Genomic DNA, 17,957 nt, shown 5'->3' with positions numbered 1-17,957 from the left:
TGGGATATAAAACATTCGTCTTTTATGCACTAATTTACATGCAAAAGGAAATATTAAAACCAGTTTTGTAACAACTGATGTACAGCTTCGCCATATATAAGCATTCAATTGATTAATATTTCAATTAAGAAACTAAAAACAACACGTAAGTAACGCTATCAATATGAAATCATTATAGATTCACCAAAAAAATATCAATTCTTGTCACAACGTCATCCGCCTACCTACTTCACATCAATCACTCGACTGGCCTTTTTATACTGTATCTTCCAACCAGCCCAGCGTGGCAGCTCCCAACGCTTTGGATCCCCCTTACGGTTTCCCTCTCGATAAACGACCTGTACCAGCTTGCGAGACGCGTAATACTCAACATCCAGTTGGAGTTCTGGCAGCGCAAGTTCTAAAGGGTACTGCTCCGTGAAATCGTCGTATTCCCATTCTGGAACACCGTTAAATGTAAAGTCTTCCGGTTCAAACAACGCCATATCATCGACATTTTCAACGCCTAATGTTTCCAACTGATCCTTTAACCAGCTAGAAAATGTCAAGGAGGCCAAGTCGTTAACCTCTTCTCCTTCGACATTAAGGCCCAATGCGTTGTAGAGTTTCCAGTGCTGGATTTGTTGTTTTCTTTGAGAAGCAAAACCTGGTAACAGTGTCTCGTCTTCTATCATTTCGACAATAGACTGAACAGCAACATCACCTTGTAACGCTTGATGTTCAGAACAGATTGTTCGCCCGGCGTAGACCAAATGCATCGTTGCTCTTGGGGTCTCCTCTTCATAATTCGTCTCGCCTTGTTGCCACTCCCCTAGTTCAAGTTCGCGTAACAACGTCAGCGGGATAGGCATCATGACCGATGCGAGGTTTAGTGTTTGCTTAACGCCTCGTCCTGGCACGCTATGGCTATCTAGCACAATGGCCGCTTCTTCTTTATCAGGAAAGCGGCTGTTACGCCCAACCAGCATCTCGACTACGCCATTTCCTAGAGCATCTCTTCGACGAGCTCGTCGGACAAACACAAGCTCAGGGTGTAATGAGGCGATGGAGAAAAAGAGCGCTTCACGTTTATATCGAGAGGCAACGTCAAGTTCCGGTAATTCAAATACTTCTCGCATTTGTTTCGCTAAACCTTGTGCCTCTTCGAGTGCGCTGGCATCAATGACAATGCCCGGAAGTCGTTCCCCCCGAACCAAACGGATAAGCAAAGAGGCATCACATCCGTATGGTTCCTCTTGAGATAGAAGCTCAGCAACTTCACCACTTTGTCGCTGATAGAGCTGCGCAGGCACAGATAAGGCGGCAGCCAAATCAATCATTGCTTCCTTCTCTGGCTTCGCTTGAATTCTGGTAACAAGATCGGCAAACAGTGCATCAATGGGTAGTGGATATACTTTTCTCCCGTGCTGCGTGACATTGCCATCCTCATCAATCGCTTCCATAGATAACAACGTCGAATGAGATGCCTCTAGCGACTTTGGGGGAATTGAGTCGAGAAAATCGAGTGTTGAAAGACGATATCCACAACAAGCCGCTGCCAGCATGGGCTCGACGAGCTCTTCTCTGTGCAATTCTGGAGGCGTCACTAATTCTAAAGGCGCGTGTTCACCATATAGACGAATACAAGCTCCTTCAGCAACACGGCCCGCCCGCCCCATTCGCTGCGCGGCGCTGGCCTTAGAAATGTGGGTCAGCGTTAAAGCTGTGCGACCGTTACGTTGAATGGTTCGACGCTCTAAGCCGCTATCAATGACAACTCGGATGTTAGGTATCGTTAAGGAGGTTTCCGCAACATTGGTTGCCAATACGACTTTTCGTTGTTTTTGCGTAGTTAACGCGCGGTGCCGTTCTTCATCACTAACCGAGGCATGAAGTTTGACCACCATGACATCGCCGCAACTTTGTAACATCTGAGCACATTGGGTGATCTCTTTGCGTCCAGGCAGGAAAACAAGAATATCGCCATCTTCATCTTCCAATGCTTCTTTTACCGCTCTGACAACCTCTTGTTCACATCCCTTCTTATTCGGTAAATAACGGCTGTCTAAAGAACGATGTGTCACCGTGACTGGAAAGCAACGCCCTTCAGATTGCAGACGCTTCGCATTCAGGTAACGCGCTAGCTTTTCACCCTCCAGCGTAGCGGAAGTGACGATCAACCGATGTTGATTTTCTTGCTTCAAAATTGCGGTTAATAGATCAATATCCCAGCGTCGCTCGTGAAATTCGTCCACTATCACGATATCGAAGCCTGCTAGCTTGTTTTCCGCAAACCAACGCAGTGCGACTCCCGGAGTCACAAATACAACTTCGGTTTTTTCATCAAAGTAGGCATGAAGCTTGATCGCGTAACCGACTTTGCGACCTATTGGCTCACCAGATTGCTCCGCAAGATATTCAGCCAACGAGGTACAAGCAATTCGACGTGGTTCAATAACCAGCACGCGTCCGTGTTTTGCCGCCCACATAGGCAAACGGGTAGATTTACCTGACCCGGTTTCGGCTTCCACCACGAGATGGTTTTGGTTCACATGTTGGTCAAACTCAGCTTGCAGGCTGTCGATAGGTAGTTGAAACATAGAAATTGGATTTGATTTGATGATGCAGAACATTATACCCAAGTAAAAAAATCCTGCTTTAGGTATCTCTAAACAACCAATATTGCCGATATTTTCGGCGGTATCTGAGTTTTTTTGCGACATTACATTGATGTGCATCAACGCATGTTTACAACTAAATGGTGAACCCGTTAAAATTTAGTGCGCATCCTTCAACCCTACATAAGGCACCCAATGAACAACGATAAACGCCCACTATATATTCCATATGCGGGTCCGGCTCTTTTAGCAACCCCTCTTTTGAACAAAGGCAGTGCATTCTCTGCTGAAGAACGTAGTTCATTCAACTTAGAAGGCTTGCTTCCAGAGTCTACCGAAACAATCCAAGAGCAGGTGGAACGTGCCTACCAGCAATACAAGAGTTTCGAAAGCGATATGGATAAACACATTTATCTACGTAATATCCAAGACACCAACGAAACACTGTATTACCGCCTAGTGCAAAACCACATTTCTGAGATGATGCCTATCATCTACACGCCAACTGTCGGCGCAGCATGTGAAAACTTCTCTAACATTTACCGCCGTGGTCGTGGTCTATTCATTTCATATCCGAACCGTGACCGTATTGACGACTTGCTGAATAATGCAGCAAACCACAACGTTAAAGTGATTGTTGTGACAGATGGTGAACGTATCCTTGGCTTGGGTGACCAAGGTATCGGCGGCATGGGTATTCCAATCGGTAAACTGTCACTTTACACCGCGTGTGGTGGTATCAGCCCTGCTTACACGCTACCAATCGTGCTTGATGTGGGTACCAATAACCCGCAACGCTTAGCTGATCCGATGTACATGGGTTGGCGTCATCCTCGTATTACGGGTGCAGAATACGATGCATTTGTAGAAGAGTTTATCCAAGCAGTACAGCGCCGTTGGCCTGATGCCTTGATCCAGTTCGAAGACTTTGCTCAGAAAAATGCGATGCCTCTTCTTGAGCGTTACAAAGATCGCGTGTGCTGCTTCAATGATGATATTCAAGGCACGGCGGCCGTTACTGTTGGCTCTCTACTTGCCGCCTGTAAAGCAGCAGGCACTCAGCTGTCTAAGCAGCGTATCACCTTCTTGGGCGCTGGCTCTGCTGGTTGCGGTATCGCAGAAGCGATCATCGCACAAATGGTATCGGAAGGGATCTCTGACGAGCAAGCTCGCTCTCAAGTTTACATGGTTGACCGTTGGGGTCTGTTACAAGAAGGCATGCCTAACCTTCTTGATTTCCAACAACGCCTGGTGCAGAAACATACCAATACGAAAGAGTGGGAAAATGAAGGAAATGGCTTCTCACTCCTCGACGTTATGCGTAACGCCAAACCAACGGTACTAATTGGTGTTTCTGGTGCTCCTGGCCTATTTAGCCAAGAAGTCATCGAAGAAATGCATAAACACTGTAAGCGTCCGATTGTCTTCCCACTGTCGAACCCAACAAGCCGCGTAGAAGCAACACCGAACGACATCATTCGTTGGACAAATGGTGAAGCACTGGTTGCAACAGGTAGCCCATTTGAGCCTGTGGTTCATGAAGGTCGCACTTACCCTATTGCCCAATGTAACAACAGCTACATCTTCCCTGGCATTGGCCTTGGTGTACTTGCTGTAAACGCAAAACGTGTCACCGACGAGATGCTAATGGAATCAAGCCGTGCGCTCGCAACATGCTCTCCTCTAGCAATCAACGGTCGTGGTGCGCTACTTCCACCGTTGGAAGAGATCCACTCGGTATCGAAAAAGATCGCGTTTGCTGTTGGTAAGAAGGCAATCGAGCAAGGTGTGGCGTTAGAAATTACTGATGAAGCATTGAACGTGGCGATTGAACAATCGTTCTGGCAGCCAGTTTACCGTCGCTACAAACGCACTGCGTTTTAAGCTTGAGACATTTCGTTTAATAATTAGCCCCTACCATGTAGGGGCTTTTATTTTTTTATCATCCTAACCAGATTTTGGCATAAATGGGCTTCTCTCTTTTTGTTTCTATCAGATATGATGAGAACTACATTTTTAGTTAAGGATATAAAACGTTTTGTTGTTTTCTCGCATAAGATCAAAGTGGAAGCTGAAATTTTCCTGGAAGCGACTTGCTTTGATTTTGTCGATCTCTGTACTTAGTCTGCTTGTTTCTGTTATTGCCATCGACCGGTGGGTGGTTTTACAAGCCAAAGAAAGCATTTTCACTGAATACGAACAAATACCTCAACATGAGGTTGCTGTGGTTCTCGGTACCAGTAAATACATCGGTAAGATCCTCAACACTTACTACACTCATCGCATTAATGCAGCGATTGAGCTTTACAACCAAGGCAAAGTAAAACAGTTTTTATTGAGTGGCGATAACGCCCATCGCTCCTACAACGAACCGTGGACGATGAAACGCGACTTACTTAAAGCCGGCGTGCCTGAGGAAGTGATTCACCTTGATTATGCTGGCTTTCGTACTCTAGATTCGATTGTGAGGGCGAAAAAGATTTTTGCTTCGGAGCGCTTTCTGATTGTGACTCAGCGCTTTCATTGTGAGCGAGCGCTGTTTATTGCCGATGCTTACAACATTGATGCGCAGTGTCTTGCGGTAGCAGGACCTACGACAAACAAACAAAAAACATCAATGCGTATTCGAGAGTTGCTCGCCCGTGTGAAAGCCTTTTTAGACCTCTACATTATTAATACGCAGCCCAAGTTTCTTGGTCCTCAAGAACCTATCGTTGCAGTAAAAGAGCCTGAAAAAATCTCTAATGAGCCTCTGCAAGTTCCCGTCGAATAGAGTAACAACGCAGCTCACAAGGCTAATAACATTTCTATAAAACAAATGGGTAGTTTTCTACCCATTTCCAATTCTCAACATCACATTTTCTAATTTGCTCTACGATTCAGGCAAAACTCTTTTTTGCATTCCAAGTAACATTTAATCAATAAATAACTACAAGTCAGTTACTTTGCCATAAAAAAACCGACAAAAGGCAATGCAAAAGGAGCACTACCCATGACCGCACTCGCTGTGACATTGAAGAACTGGTTCTTCACTCGCAACAGCATGATTTTGAACGCGAATATCGTATTGTTCATTATCTTGTTTAATACCCTACCCTTTGAGCCACAAGTAGTAACCGGCCTGAGCATCTTAGTTTTTGTTGCTATTCTTTGGCTAACCGAAGCGATTCACGTCAGCATAACCGCGCTACTCATACCATTACTTGCGGTATTTTTAGGCGTGTTTAACACTCAGACCGCACTGAACAACTTCTCCAACTCCATCATCTTTCTATTCTTAGGTGGTTTTGCACTTGCTGCAGCTTTGCATAAACAGAAGTTAGACCAAGCTATTGCTGATAAAGTGCTGTTACTCGCACGAGGCAAAATGTCTGTCGCTGTATTCATGCTATTTGGTGTGAGTGCTGGCCTGTCAATGTGGATTTCAAACACCGCCACTGCCGCTATGATGCTGCCCCTTGTACTGGGTGTGATGACAAAGCTAGACGCGAAGAAAAATCACAATACCTTTTTGTTTGTTCTGCTCGGCATCGCTTACAGTGCTTCGATTGGTGGTATTGCAACGCTGGTTGGTAGCCCACCAAACGCCATTGCAGCAGCTGAAGTTGGCCTAAGTTTTACTGAGTGGATGAAGCTCGGTGTGCCTATCTCATTAGTACTAATGCCAATCGCTATTCTCGTGTTGTACACCATGACTAAGCCTGACCTTAGCCACAAGTTTGACCTTGACCATCAGCCTGTCGAGTGGACAAACGGCAAAATGATCACACTGGCTATTTTCTTACTGACCGTGACTTTGTGGATATTCAGTAAGCCTATTAACGCGATGCTAGGTGGCTTCGCTAAGTTCGATACCCTTGTCGCAATAGGTGCGATCCTTCTGCTTGGGGCTTCTCGCGCTGTAGAGTGGAAAGATATTGAGAAAACAACCGACTGGGGTGTGTTAATCCTATTTGGTGGTGGTATCTGTTTGAGCAACGTTCTAAAAGCAACCGGAACAAGCGTATTTTTGGCTCATAGCTTGTCAGGCTTCCTTGAGCAAGCCGGTATCCTTCTGACGATTCTTGCTGTGGTTGCTTTTGTTGTCTTCTTGACTGAGTTTGCAAGTAACACCGCTAGTGCTGCACTGCTGGTCCCTGTATTTGCAACCATCGCAGAGGCCTTAGGCATGTCTCCGGTCATTCTCTCTGCATTGATTGCCGTCGCTGCATCTTGTGCATTTATGTTACCAGTTGCAACACCTCCAAACGCGATTGTGTTCGGTACGGGTCATATCAAGCAAAAAGAAATGATGCGAATTGGTTTCGTCTTAAACATTGCCTGTATTGCTGCACTAACGCTTTTCGCTTGGTTGTTCTGGTAAAAACAGCAAGTTCGATTAGCACTACACTGCTGCTCACGGTAATCGTATCGATGACCCAAACTTCCCCCTAAGTGGTGTTCAGCAGTTTCCCTCTTGGTGGCCAGTTGGCCACCTTTTTTAATTCCTTTGAGTGACGAATCGTTAGGCTTGCTTCTTTTCGCAGGCAAGCAAACCATAATGAACCTCGACCCGGTTGCGACCATTGCGCTTCGCTTGGTAAAGCACTTCGTCTGCTCTCGCCATGGTTTCTGAGACGCGTTCATTTTGCATTTGGGCGACGCCAATGCTGCATGTTAATGATTCACCGTGTACCCACAAATGACTCTCCACATTTTTGCGAATCATTTCCGCCTTCTTCACAGCTTGCTCAATATTGGTGTCAGGGCAAAATACAACAAACTCTTCTCCCCCCCAGCGGACAAGTCGGTCATCTGGGTAGATGGAACTTGCCACCACCATGACAAATTCGCGCAATATGTCATCCCCCATTTGGTGCCCAAATTTGTCATTCACCTTCTTAAATTTATCCAAATCCATATAGAGGATACTGAATGTACTATGCCCCCAGCGAACTTGCCGTGATTGCTGCTCAAGCCAGTGCTGCACTGCGTGACGGTTCATCGCTCCCGTCAACGCATCGCGATGCGCCAACTCTGCAAACTCATAGTTTTGAGCTCGCAACGTACCATTCACCTTCTCTAAATGACGATGACGTTTTTTCGCTTTTTCATAAGCGACTCGATTTTTTCGTAATTCGTGCAGCGAAAATGCCAGTCCAAGCGCCATCCAAGAGAGTAAGAGCGCATACAGTAACGTTTCTTGTGCAAGGTAAGCGCCTTCAAACTCAATTTTATCAATCACAATTTTGTGCTCGCCAAGTGCCGCACCAGATCCGGTCGCGATATCAATACGTGTGATGTTTGAAAATTCAGGTGCAGAATGTTCAATCGCGACGTTGTTGTCTACTAACCACCACGTCATCACCTGTAAATTTTTAATCGGAATTTCGATGATGTCGTTTGAACCGGACGGAGAAAACTGCATGCCATTGTATTTAATAGTGTACTCGTCGTCTGGTTTGGAATACTCAGGGTTATAGTTGCGCAGATATAAACGCAAATCATGGCTCGGATTGGGCCCCACCCCCGCCTCTTCATATCTCACTTTCAATCGAATCGTATGGTAATTGGAAAGGTCAATCCCCTGTGTTGGCGTTGTGGAATCGGTATAAACAGAGATTCCGCAATAAGGCCAAGCATACGAGCTTTGCTTTAAGTCACAGCTGAGAACTAGGCTTTGCTTATCGTAAATAATATCAGCCTCACTCAAGCCACCTTCGCTGGCGTCTTTAGTCGCATAGATATTGAAATGTTCTGGTGTAATGGTCAGCTTTCGTGTATCGCCAAGAACACTATAAAGCGCAACCAAACTAATAGTGCAAATAGAGAGGGCAAAGATAAATTTATGGATCCACTTCATGGGCGAGTGACCTGCTCAGCTTATATACAACACAATGTACTCAATGATTTTTCGAACTTCAAACAAAGTCATTTATCAAGAAACAAAATTACTTTTAGTCTTCGTTCTTACTTTCGATACATGGTAACGTGTTTTGAACCGTTATCACGTTTTTAAATCTCTCAAAAATGCGGTTCACTTGTTATTTGCGAAGCATTTCACAGCCGTATTTCCTAACCCATGAAGGCCAGTGCATAACATTTCAGAACGATACATTTCGCTTTAATGTGTCTGTCAACCCTGCATCTCATCACCACTTCGGATATACTGTGCAAAAACACAATAATGAGTAATGTCATGTCATTAATTGCAACTGGTACGCTAAATAAAATGCGTGCATCTCTGGACGGTGCTGTTAGTTACCGTCTACCTGTTGGTGAGGAAGAGATTGATCTATCGCCGTTTCTGGGTAAAACGCTCACACTGACTCACACGGGCAATATTTTTTGTTGCTCATGTGGTAAGAAAACGAAAAAGAGTTATTCGCAAGGCCATTGTTTTGTCTGTATGAAAAAGCTAGCAAGCTGCGATATGTGCATCATGAAACCAGAGACTTGTCACTACGACCAAGGGACTTGTCGCGAGCCACAATGGGGCGAAGAGAACTGCATGGTGGATCACTTTGTCTACCTATCCAATACATCCAGCTTAAAAGTTGGTATCACTCGTCATACGCAAATCCCAACTCGTTGGATTGATCAAGGTGCGACTCAGGGTTTGCCAATTTTTAAGGTAAAAACTCGCCATATCTCCGGTTTAATTGAAGTTGAACTGGCGAAACATATCGCAGATAAAACCAATTGGCGCACACTGTTGAAAGGCGATGGTGAACCAATGGCACTGCAAGATCGTTTTGCTGAGCTATTGCCGTTGGTCGAAGATAAGATTGCTGAGATAAAACAGAAATTCGGTGAAGATGCAATTGAAGTATTGAGCGAAAGCATTACCGACCTTAGCTATCCGGTGCAACAGCACCCAACTAAGATCACCTCGCATAATTTCGATAAAAACCCGGTTGTTACTGGCACTTTGCAAGGCATCAAAGGTCAATACCTCATTTTTGACACTGGCGTGATCAACGTAAGAAAATTCACTTCCTATGAAGTAGAAGTAAGCGCCTAATCGCATATACGCATATATAGCTGGTTTGTTGAAATAAAATCGAAAAAGCTCGAGTCAAACTCGAGCTTTTGTTTTTCTATCAGGAAGATATGATCAGTTACGCATCAAGGATGTTTTCTAGTACATCGAACAACATATCGACTTCTTCTATTGTGTTGTAATGCATGCAACCAATTCGTACTACACCACCCGACTCTTCTAGACCAAGTTGACGAACTAAGCCCAGCGCATAAAAGTGGCCGTTCCAAACACAGATGTTGTGTTCACCCAGCGTTTTCGCGATGAATTCTGGAGAATATCGGTCGAATGTTAGCGCAAAAGTTGGTGTGCGGAGCTGGCTATCTTCTTTCGCAATGCCAAATAGATTGACACCATCTAGTGCACTCAGACGCTGTAAGAAACGCTCACTCAAGCGTTGCTCATGTTGTTCATACAATTGGTAACTTTGCTCCAATCGTTGACGAAGAGGTAAACCGGCTTCACCAAACTGAGCCAGATACTCAACCGCAGCAACGACACCAGCAAGACCTTCAAAACTTTGCGTCCCCGTTTCAAATCGGCCTGGGCCAATATTGGTAGCAGGCTCGACTTTGTACGGACGAATACTGTGCAGCCACTGATCGGCTATGTAAGCAATACCAACGTGCGGGCCGAAAAACTTGTAAGCTGAGCAAGCTAAAAAGTCACAGCCTAGCGCTTGAACATCAACCAAATGATGAGGCGCATAATGGACGGCATCCACATAAACTTGTGCCCCGACGTTGTGCGCCATGCTTACTACTCGCTGCACATCCACGATAGAACCAGTCGTGTTCGATGCATAAGTCACAGCGACAAGGCGCGTTTTATCAGAAAGAAGGCTGCTTAAATGCTCCATATCCAGCGTACAATCTTCTTCGTTGATACGAACCTGATGAACAGTAACGCCTTTATCTTCTGCTGCTTGCTGCCAGCTGGACACATTCGAATAGTGATCCAAAGCGGAAACAATAACCTCATCTCCCTCTTGCCAATCTCGGCTAATCGCACGACTAAGCTGAAAGGTTAACGATGTCATGTTCGCGCCGAAGACGATATTGCCAGACGACGGCGCGTTTAGCAGAGCTTGCGCTGACTCGCGTGCATTTTGCATCACGTCGACCGTCTTTTGGCTAGAAAAATAATGCCCGCCTAAGTTGGCGTTGAAACGACCTAAATATCCCACCATGCTGTCTAGCACTGATTGAGGTACCTGTGACCCGCCTGGACCATCAAAAAACGTCACAGGTTTGTCGTTATGGTATTGAGCGAGTGCCGGAAACTGCTCTCTGATCAGATTAAGATTGAAGTTCATTGCGCTTATCCGTAGCCGTGAGTACAAACACATCCATATGACCCGCTTCATCATCAATGACAGAACGGATTGGGCACGCGTTGTGCCACAGTTTACTGTCTGCCAATATTGCAACCTCACCCGTTTCTAACACCTTACGGAAAAATGGGGCTTGGTTATGACTGCTGTACAGCATGATGTCGCCACCAATGATGTTATGACGTCCCACGCCAACCATTGCAATGTGATCAAAACCGTCTTGGTGTACACCTTCAGGTGCCACTTGAGTTTCTTCTTCTAGCGCTGTGATTCGGATTTGGTGAATTTCTATTTCCTGGCCGTTAGGCAGATGATTCGCATTGACAAACAATTCGCACATTTCTCGGAAACCATCACTGGTGAGAATATCCTTCTCAATCGGCTCAAATTGTCTTACAACATCACCTTGGAATCGGTTGATATCAGACGATTGAACAAAGCTGTTTTTGTTTAAGTCAATGACTTTGCCATTATCAAAACCAACCACAGAATAACGCCTTAGTCGATACTGACCATCTGCATGCTCGGTACGAGGCAGTTCTTCAAACGATGGGGAAAGCTGCTCAATTGCTGCCATGCTGAGCTGTGTTAAATGCAGAGTATTCTCACGTGAATGTAACATCATTGTCTCCTTTAATGAGGCACATTAATTAACATTTAATTTACACACTAGGTTACGCAAATATTCTGCAATTGCCAGCTTTTAACGTTGATAGCTTCAACAAAATAACAAAAACAACATAACAGACCAATCCAAGGCACAAATACAGAGCCATGTTTCAGTTTTGCGCTTTGGCGATATTTGAAACTAGACTTCTCTACTACGAATAGAATTTTATGCTAGAAGTCAACGTTCTTTATCAATCTTTAGTGGGTTCTAATCTATAACCAATTATTCGATCACAATCGTTGTTTATGCTTTTAAAGCACTAAGAATTTCCATACAATCGAGGGAAATGTTCAGCCCTTTTTGGAGCCATAATGAGCGACGTAAAACATTGTAAACTATTAATTCTTGGTTCTGGTCCAGCAGGATACACAGCTGCCGTCTACGCAGCGCGTGCCAACCTAAACCCTGTGCTTGTGACGGGAATGCAACAAGGTGGTCAGCTAACCACCACTACTGAAGTTGAAAACTGGCCCGGCGACGCTGAAGGTCTGACAGGTCCTGCATTGATGGATCGCATGAAAGAGCACGCCGAGCGTTTCGAAACTGAAATCGTGTTTGATCACATCAACGAAGTAGAACTATCACAACGCCCATTTCGTTTAAAAGGCGATTCTGGCGAGTACACATGTGACGCATTGATTATTTCTACAGGTGCATCAGCAAAATACCTTGGCCTTGAGTCTGAAGAAGCATTTAAAGGTCGCGGCGTTTCTGCTTGTGCAACCTGTGACGGTTTCTTCTACCGTAATCAGAAAGTTGCAGTTGTGGGCGGTGGTAACACTGCTGTTGAGGAAGCACTTTACCTATCTAACATTGCGTCAGAAGTTCACCTGATCCACCGCCGCGATTCATTCCGTGCAGAGAAGATCCTTGTGAAACGTCTGATGGATAAAGTTGAAAGCGGTAATATCGTTCTTCATACCGATCGAACTCTCGATGAAGTACTTGGCGACGACATGGGCGTAACTGGCGTTCGTATTAAAGACGTCAACACAGGTGCGACTGAAGACCTTGAAGTGATGGGTGCGTTTATTGCGATCGGCCACCAGCCAAACACACAAATCTTTGAAGGCCAAGTAGACATGAAAGATGGCTACATCATCGTTAAGTCTGGCCTAGAAGGCAACGCGACACAAACTAGCATTGAAGGTGTATTTGCAGCAGGCGACGTTATGGACCATAACTACCGTCAAGCTATCACATCTGCAGGTACAGGTTGTATGGCGGCATTAGATGCTGAGCGTTTCTTAGACTCACTTGGTGACAAATAACTTTTCACATTTGTGTCATATCCTTAAAGCCCAGCGGTATTCCCGCTGGGTTTTCTTTTGTATACTACCGCCTCATTAAAACAATTATCATTAAGCCTTCACGATGGATAAGAAAAAGCAAAGCAGCTTGAATAAGTGGCTGAAGCAACAAAGTAAGTTAGCCAAGCGCTGGCTTATGATTGCGATAGGCCTAGGCGTACTTTCAAGCGTGTTTTTATTGGCTCAAGCAGCCCTGCTCGCCTCCATTCTGCACCAGTTAATCATTAACCAAGTAGACAAAGCCGACCTCATTTGGCATTTTGTTGGGCTTGGTGGCACGGTTATCGGTCGAGCTACTTGTACCTGGGGTCGAGAGCTTGCCGGTTACCGTTGCGGTGAGCAAATTCGAGTTTATATTCGCCAACTCATTTTAGATAAAGTTCATAAACTTGGGCCAGCTTACATCAAAGGCAAACCTGCCGGCAGCTGGGCGACGCTCATCTTAGAGCAGGTAGAAGATATGCAAGATTTCTTCTCTCGCTACTTGCCTCAGATGTCATTATCGGTACTAGTGCCTTTCATTATTTTGGTTGCCGTATTCCCAGTAAACTGGGCGGCAGGCTTAATCTTCCTAGTCACTGCACCACTGGTGCCTATTTTCATGGCACTGGTTGGGATGAAAGCCGCAGAAGCAAACCGCAAAAACTTTAAAGCGATGCAGCGTTTGTCCGGTCACTTTTATGACCGCTTGCAAGCAATGACGACCATTCGCTTATTCGATAGAACAAAATCTGAAACTGAAACTCTGAAGGGTGCTTCGGAAGTCTTTCGTACTCGTACCATGGACGTTCTGAAAATCGCGTTTCTATCTTCTGCGGTTTTAGAGTTTTTCACTTCCATTTCTATCGCAATTACCGCCGTCTACTTTGGCTTTAGTTATATCGGAGAGCTCGATTTCGGCTACTACGGCACAGGTGTTACGCTGTTTGCTGGCTTGTTCATTCTGATTCTTGCGCCAGAGTTTTATCAGCCATTACGTGATTTGGGCACGTTCTACCATGCGAAACAGCAAGCGGTTGGCGCAGCAGAAAGTATTGTCGAGTTTCTAGATTTGGAAGTCGATCAAATCAAAGATGGAACCCAAGCGTTAGATAAAAACAGCCCTATCCATATTGAAGCAGACGAGTTAACCATTTTTAGTCCGGAAGGTAAGCAGCTCGCAGGTCCCCTATCCTTCTCTCTTGAAGCCAACAAAAGTACGGCTTTAGTTGGACCAAGTGGTGCAGGTAAAACAAGCTTGGTAAACACCATCCTCGGTTTCATGCCTTATCAAGGTAGCTTGAAGATTAATGGTTGTGAATTGTCACAACTGGATCTAGCCACATGGCGAGAGGCCGTAAGCTGGATTGGTCAAAACCCAATGCTATTACATGGCAGCATTCGAGATAACGTCACGTTAGGCAAACACAACATTCAAGATGCAGACGTTCATTCTGTTTTGAATGACTCTCATGCTGCTGAATTTGTTGAAATGCATGGGTTGGATTACCCGATATCTGACCGCTCTGGTGGTTTATCTGTCGGTCAAGCCCAGCGTTTAGCGTTGGCTCGCGCTATGCTACAAAATGGTCGTTTTTGGTTATTAGATGAACCGACCGCAAGCTTAGATGCTCGTAGTGAAAAACTCGTCATGGAAGGCATTAACAAGTACGCACATGCCACAACGAATTTGATAATTACTCACCAGTTGGCACCTTTACAAAGCGTATCGCAAATTCTTGTTATGCAGGACGGCCAGATTGTTCAATGTGGTGATTACGACACACTGTCGACAGAAGATGGCTTATTTAAAGACATGTTGGAAGCGAACCTCGCACAACGTGAAACAGACAAGGGGAACTTAGATGCGTGATTTACTCCCTTATCTAAAACTCTATAAGAAACATTGGTTTGGTCTTTCTCTAGGTATGCTATTGGCATTTCTGACCTTAGCTGCATCTATTGGCTTATTAACGCTATCGGGTTGGTTTATTTCAGCCGCTGCGGTGGCAGGCTTGACGGTAGCTCGTGAGACCTTCAACTACATGTTACCAGGTGCCGGGGTACGCGGCGCTGCAATGGCTCGAACCGCAGGTCGATGGGGAGAACGTGTCGTTAGCCACAATGCAACGTTCAAACTGCTTACCGATCTACGTATCTTCTTCTTTAAGAAACTTGCACCACTGATTCCGGGTCGTGTCTCTACGATGCGTGATGCTGATCTGCTCAACCGCCTAGTGGCGGACGTAGATGCGATGGATCACGTTTATCTTCGACTTATCAGCCCTGTCGTGATTGGTATTTTTGGGATACTAAGTTTAACGGCTGTCCTGGCATTTTTTGACTGGCATCTCGCCCTGCTGCTTGGTTCGATTCTTACCGTCATGTTGTTTGTATGGCCGGTGCTGTTCTATAAACTGGGTAAAAACAATGGCGAGAATCTCACTCATCATAAAGCGCAATTGCGAGTGGCGACTCTGGACTGGCTTCAAGGCTACAGCGAACTGAGTATCTTTGGAGCAGAAGAGCGTTATCGCAATCTCATTCTAGAGAAGCAAAAGCAGCTTTTGTCTAATCAGTTTGTGAACGCGAATTTAACGGGCATGGCTTCAGGCCTGCTTATGCTTGTGAACGGTCTTACACTGGTTGTGATGCTTTGGTTTGCTGCAGACGGCGTAGGAGGTCGTGCTCCTGATCCTTGGATTGCGTTGTTTGCATTTGCAACGATGGCAAGTTTTGAAATTTTGATGCCTATTGCGGGCGCGTTCCAGTACCTGGGGCAAACGTTGACTTCTGCTCGTCGTTTAAATGAAGTAATTTTGGCTGAACCGGACGTTGTCTTCCCTGAGCAATCGAAACATAAAGGCACAACGTTAGACATTGAATTCGACAACATTGACTTCACTTACCCTGACGGTCAGCAAAAGGTGCTGAAAGACTTGTCACTCTCACTACCGTTGGGCACTAAAACAGCCATTGTAGGTCAAACAGGTTCAGGTAAATCAACACTCATTCAGCTTCTTTGTCGCTACTGGGATGTAAACCAAGGTGAAGTTCGAATCGGTGGTACAAAGCTGCAAGATTGGAGCGAGTCTGACCTGCGAGAAGCAATGACAGTGGTAAGTCAACGCGTTGATGTACTGAATGGAACACTGCGTGACAACTTACTTATGGCCGCTCCAGAAGCAAGTGATGAGCGACTGTCTGAGATTCTTCAAAAAGTCGAACTTGGTGGCCTTCTTGAGGCTCCAGGGTTAAATGCTTGGTTAGGCAACGGTGGTCGTCAGTTATCTGGTGGTGAGAAACGCCGAATCGGTATCGCTCGCGCATTGCTACGTGATGCCCCAATCCTACTCTTAGATGAACCGACTGAAGGCCTCGATAAGCGTACGGAACAAAAAGTGATGGCGCTTTTCAATGAGCACTTTGCTAATAAGACAGTGGTATTCATTACACACCGACTTATAGAATTAGAAAACATGGATAGTATCTGTTTGATGGAACAAGGTGAGATCATCGAGCAAGGCGATCATCCAACGCTACTCGCTCAGAAAGGTCGTTACTACCAGCTATTACAGTCTTTATAATTCGATATTCAGTGACGAGAAGGGCTCATCAAACGATGAGCCCTTTTGTTATTCCTGTATTGTTAATTGCCTAGTTAAGTACGTATACAGAGCTGATTTACCGACCTGATTTTTTGAGATAAGCCGCCATTTCATCTTCCGGAACCATCCCTCCACCTGTTGCCCAAACAAGATGCGTTGCGTTTCTGAGTATTTCTTCGTCAAATTGCATTCGAGACTGATAAGCATGATTATTCGAGACGTGCACTACCCCAACCATACCGGCTAATGCAGAAGGCTCTAGATTAATGCCTTCTAGTTCACTTAACTCACCCAAGTGGTGATACATACGAGCATCATCAATGGTGTAAAAGCCATCAATTAGCCTTTCCATCGCTCTACCGACAAAGCCCGACGCACGCCCTACTGCCAATCCATCAGCAGCGGTCATGTTGTCGATACCCAAATCTTGTACCGCAATCTCGTCATGCAAGCCGGTATGTACGCCCAACAACATGCACGGAGAGTGCGTTGGCTCTGCGAAAATACAATGAACATGATCACCAAACGCGACTTTCAAACCAAACGCCACGCCACCAGGCCCACCGCCAACACCACAGGGTAGATAAACAAACAGCGGATGATGCTCATCAACCACGATTCCCAAGTCATCAAACTGCTGCTTAAGACGCTCACCCGCAACAGAGTAACCTAGAAACAACGTCTGCGAGTTTTCATCATCAATAAAGAAGCAGTTAGGATCTTGCTCTGCTTCTTTACGACCTTGCTCAACGGCAACACCATAGTCTTGCTGGTACTCCACCACTTTGACGCCATGTGACCGGAGCTTATTTTTCTTCCACTCCCGCGCATCAGAAGACATGTGAACCGAGACTGAAAAACCAAGCTTTGCACTCATGATGCCAATGGACATACCGAGGTTACCTGTTGACCCAACCGCAATACTGTACTGCTTAAAAAACTGCCGAAACTCATTGCTGAACAATTTGCTGTAATCATCGGTTTCGCAGAGTAAGCCAGCTTCAAACGCCAACTTTTCTGCATGGGTGAGCACTTCATAAATGCCACCTCTCGCTTTGATAGAACCAGAAATTGGCAGATGGCTGTCCTTTTTAAGCATTAAACGACCCAATATTGGCGTGTCGTATTGCTGCTCCAAACGCACTTTCATCTTGGGAACATCCACCACAGAAGACTCAATGATGCCATGCGAAGCTTCAGTTTCGGGAAACGCTTTCATCAAATAAGGCGCAAATCGTGCTAGCCGTTCACTCGCAGCTTGAATATCTTTCTCATCTAGCCTCACATAGGGCAAACCTTCTGCTAAAGAGGTTATGTTTGGGTTAAACCAGCAAACCTCCTTAAGATCGATAAGTGGCGCCAAGAGTGGGAACTGCTTGATCAGCGCTTCAATATTCGCCTTGGTCATTTTACCTTCCTGGAGTGATGTGAGTTGAGAT

Annotated in this window: 12 protein-coding genes; 7 read left to right on the top strand and 5 right to left on the bottom strand. The window is 45.4% G+C overall.

All coding sequences use genetic code 11. The features are described from left to right. Nucleotides 1-224 precede the first annotated feature (224 nt). Nucleotides 225-2,579, bottom strand: a complete 2,355-nt coding sequence (locus tag J8Z23_RS06170; RefSeq protein ID WP_258680844.1) for a helicase-related protein — start codon at nt 2,577-2,579, stop codon at nt 225-227. 213 nt (nt 2,580-2,792) lie between these two features. Here J8Z23_RS06170 and J8Z23_RS06165 point away from each other — a divergent pair, with 213 nt between their 5' ends. From J8Z23_RS06165 to J8Z23_RS06155, 3 genes are all read left to right on the top strand, one after another. Next, entirely contained in the window at nt 2,793-4,481 is a 1,689-nt protein-coding gene (locus J8Z23_RS06165; protein ID WP_005395857.1) for an NAD-dependent malic enzyme, read from the top strand. Nucleotides 4,482-4,635: 154 nt separating this feature from the next. Further along, nucleotides 4,636-5,370, top strand: coding sequence for a SanA/YdcF family protein (locus tag J8Z23_RS06160; protein ID WP_031780501.1), 735 nt, complete (start codon nt 4,636-4,638; stop codon nt 5,368-5,370). A 219-nt stretch (nt 5,371-5,589) separates the two neighbouring features. Continuing rightward, nucleotides 5,590-6,960, top strand: a complete 1,371-nt coding sequence (locus J8Z23_RS06155) for an SLC13 family permease (protein ID WP_005395853.1) — start codon at nt 5,590-5,592, stop codon at nt 6,958-6,960. A 141-nt stretch (nt 6,961-7,101) separates the two neighbouring features. On the opposite strand, the gene J8Z23_RS06150 is transcribed toward J8Z23_RS06155, so the two are convergent. Further along, entirely contained in the window at nt 7,102-8,439 is a 1,338-nt protein-coding gene (locus J8Z23_RS06150) for a GGDEF domain-containing protein (RefSeq protein ID WP_301659899.1), read from the bottom strand. A 336-nt stretch (nt 8,440-8,775) separates the two neighbouring features. Between J8Z23_RS06150 and J8Z23_RS06145 the strand changes: the two genes are divergently transcribed. Continuing rightward, nucleotides 8,776-9,600 carry a DUF2797 domain-containing protein gene (locus J8Z23_RS06145; RefSeq protein WP_145532232.1) on the top strand — a complete coding sequence of 275 codons (825 nt, stop codon included), beginning with the start codon at nt 8,776-8,778 and terminating at the stop codon, nt 9,598-9,600. A 97-nt stretch (nt 9,601-9,697) separates the two neighbouring features. Here the strand turns inward: J8Z23_RS06145 and J8Z23_RS06140 are convergent, their stop codons facing one another. Both J8Z23_RS06140 and J8Z23_RS06135 read right to left on the bottom strand, forming a co-directional pair. After that, a complete protein-coding gene (locus tag J8Z23_RS06140; protein ID WP_301659898.1) occupies nt 9,698-10,933 on the bottom strand; it encodes a cysteine desulfurase-like protein in 1,236 nt (411 codons plus the stop codon). Further along, the gene (locus J8Z23_RS06135; protein ID WP_005393193.1) at nt 10,917-11,573 is read right to left on the bottom strand and encodes a 2OG-Fe dioxygenase family protein; all 657 of its coding nucleotides are present in this window, start codon (nt 11,571-11,573) and stop codon (nt 10,917-10,919) included. Before J8Z23_RS06135 ends, J8Z23_RS06140 begins: the two co-directional genes overlap by 17 nt. Nucleotides 11,574-11,932: 359 nt before the next feature. Between J8Z23_RS06135 and trxB the strand changes: the two genes are divergently transcribed. The 3 genes from trxB (at nt 11,933) to cydC (ending at nt 16,497) form a co-directional block, all read left to right on the top strand. Then, a complete protein-coding gene (gene trxB, locus J8Z23_RS06130) occupies nt 11,933-12,892 on the top strand; it encodes a thioredoxin-disulfide reductase (RefSeq protein WP_005393195.1) in 960 nt (319 codons plus the stop codon). Between the two features lie 103 nt (nt 12,893-12,995). Beyond that, nucleotides 12,996-14,783, top strand: a complete 1,788-nt coding sequence (gene cydD, locus J8Z23_RS06125; RefSeq protein WP_434635224.1) for a heme ABC transporter permease/ATP-binding protein CydD — start codon at nt 12,996-12,998, stop codon at nt 14,781-14,783. Further along, a complete protein-coding gene (gene cydC / locus J8Z23_RS06120; RefSeq protein ID WP_434635223.1) occupies nt 14,776-16,497 on the top strand; it encodes a heme ABC transporter ATP-binding protein/permease CydC in 1,722 nt (573 codons plus the stop codon). Before cydD ends, cydC begins: the two co-directional genes overlap by 8 nt. 97 nt (nt 16,498-16,594) lie before the next feature. Here cydC and J8Z23_RS06115 read toward each other — a convergent pair whose 3' ends face one another. Further along, entirely contained in the window at nt 16,595-17,926 is a 1,332-nt protein-coding gene (locus J8Z23_RS06115) for a D-serine ammonia-lyase (protein WP_434635222.1), read from the bottom strand. Nucleotides 17,927-17,957: the final 31 nt, after the last annotated feature.

It is taken from the genome of Vibrio sp. SCSIO 43086 (assembly GCF_051132235.1).
GTDB lineage: Bacteria > Pseudomonadota > Gammaproteobacteria > Enterobacterales > Vibrionaceae > Vibrio > Vibrio diabolicus.
The sequence above is the reverse complement of the archived record's forward strand: the minus strand, read 5'-3'. Positions and strand labels throughout refer to the sequence as shown.

Excerpts from the sequence above, each read along its gene's own strand:
- J8Z23_RS06170 (WP_258680844.1), bottom strand. The coding sequence starts at position 2,579 with ATGTTTCAACTACCTATCGACAGCCTGCAAGCTGAGTTTGACCAACAT.
- J8Z23_RS06165 (WP_005395857.1), top strand. The coding sequence starts at position 2,793 with ATGAACAACGATAAACGCCCACTATATATTCCATATGCGGGTCCGGCT.
- J8Z23_RS06155 (WP_005395853.1), top strand. The coding sequence starts at position 5,590 with ATGACCGCACTCGCTGTGACATTGAAGAACTGGTTCTTCACTCGCAAC.
- J8Z23_RS06150 (WP_301659899.1), bottom strand. The coding sequence starts at position 8,439 with ATGAAGTGGATCCATAAATTTATCTTTGCCCTCTCTATTTGCACTATT.
- J8Z23_RS06145 (WP_145532232.1), top strand. The coding sequence starts at position 8,776 with ATGTCATTAATTGCAACTGGTACGCTAAATAAAATGCGTGCATCTCTG.
- J8Z23_RS06140 (WP_301659898.1), bottom strand. The coding sequence starts at position 10,933 with ATGAACTTCAATCTTAATCTGATCAGAGAGCAGTTTCCGGCACTCGCT.
- J8Z23_RS06135 (WP_005393193.1), bottom strand. The coding sequence starts at position 11,573 with ATGTTACATTCACGTGAGAATACTCTGCATTTAACACAGCTCAGCATG.
- trxB (WP_005393195.1), top strand. The coding sequence starts at position 11,933 with ATGAGCGACGTAAAACATTGTAAACTATTAATTCTTGGTTCTGGTCCA.
- cydD (WP_434635224.1), top strand. The coding sequence starts at position 12,996 with ATGGATAAGAAAAAGCAAAGCAGCTTGAATAAGTGGCTGAAGCAACAA.
- cydC (WP_434635223.1), top strand. The coding sequence starts at position 14,776 with ATGCGTGATTTACTCCCTTATCTAAAACTCTATAAGAAACATTGGTTT.
- J8Z23_RS06115 (WP_434635222.1), bottom strand. The coding sequence starts at position 17,926 with ATGACCAAGGCGAATATTGAAGCGCTGATCAAGCAGTTCCCACTCTTG.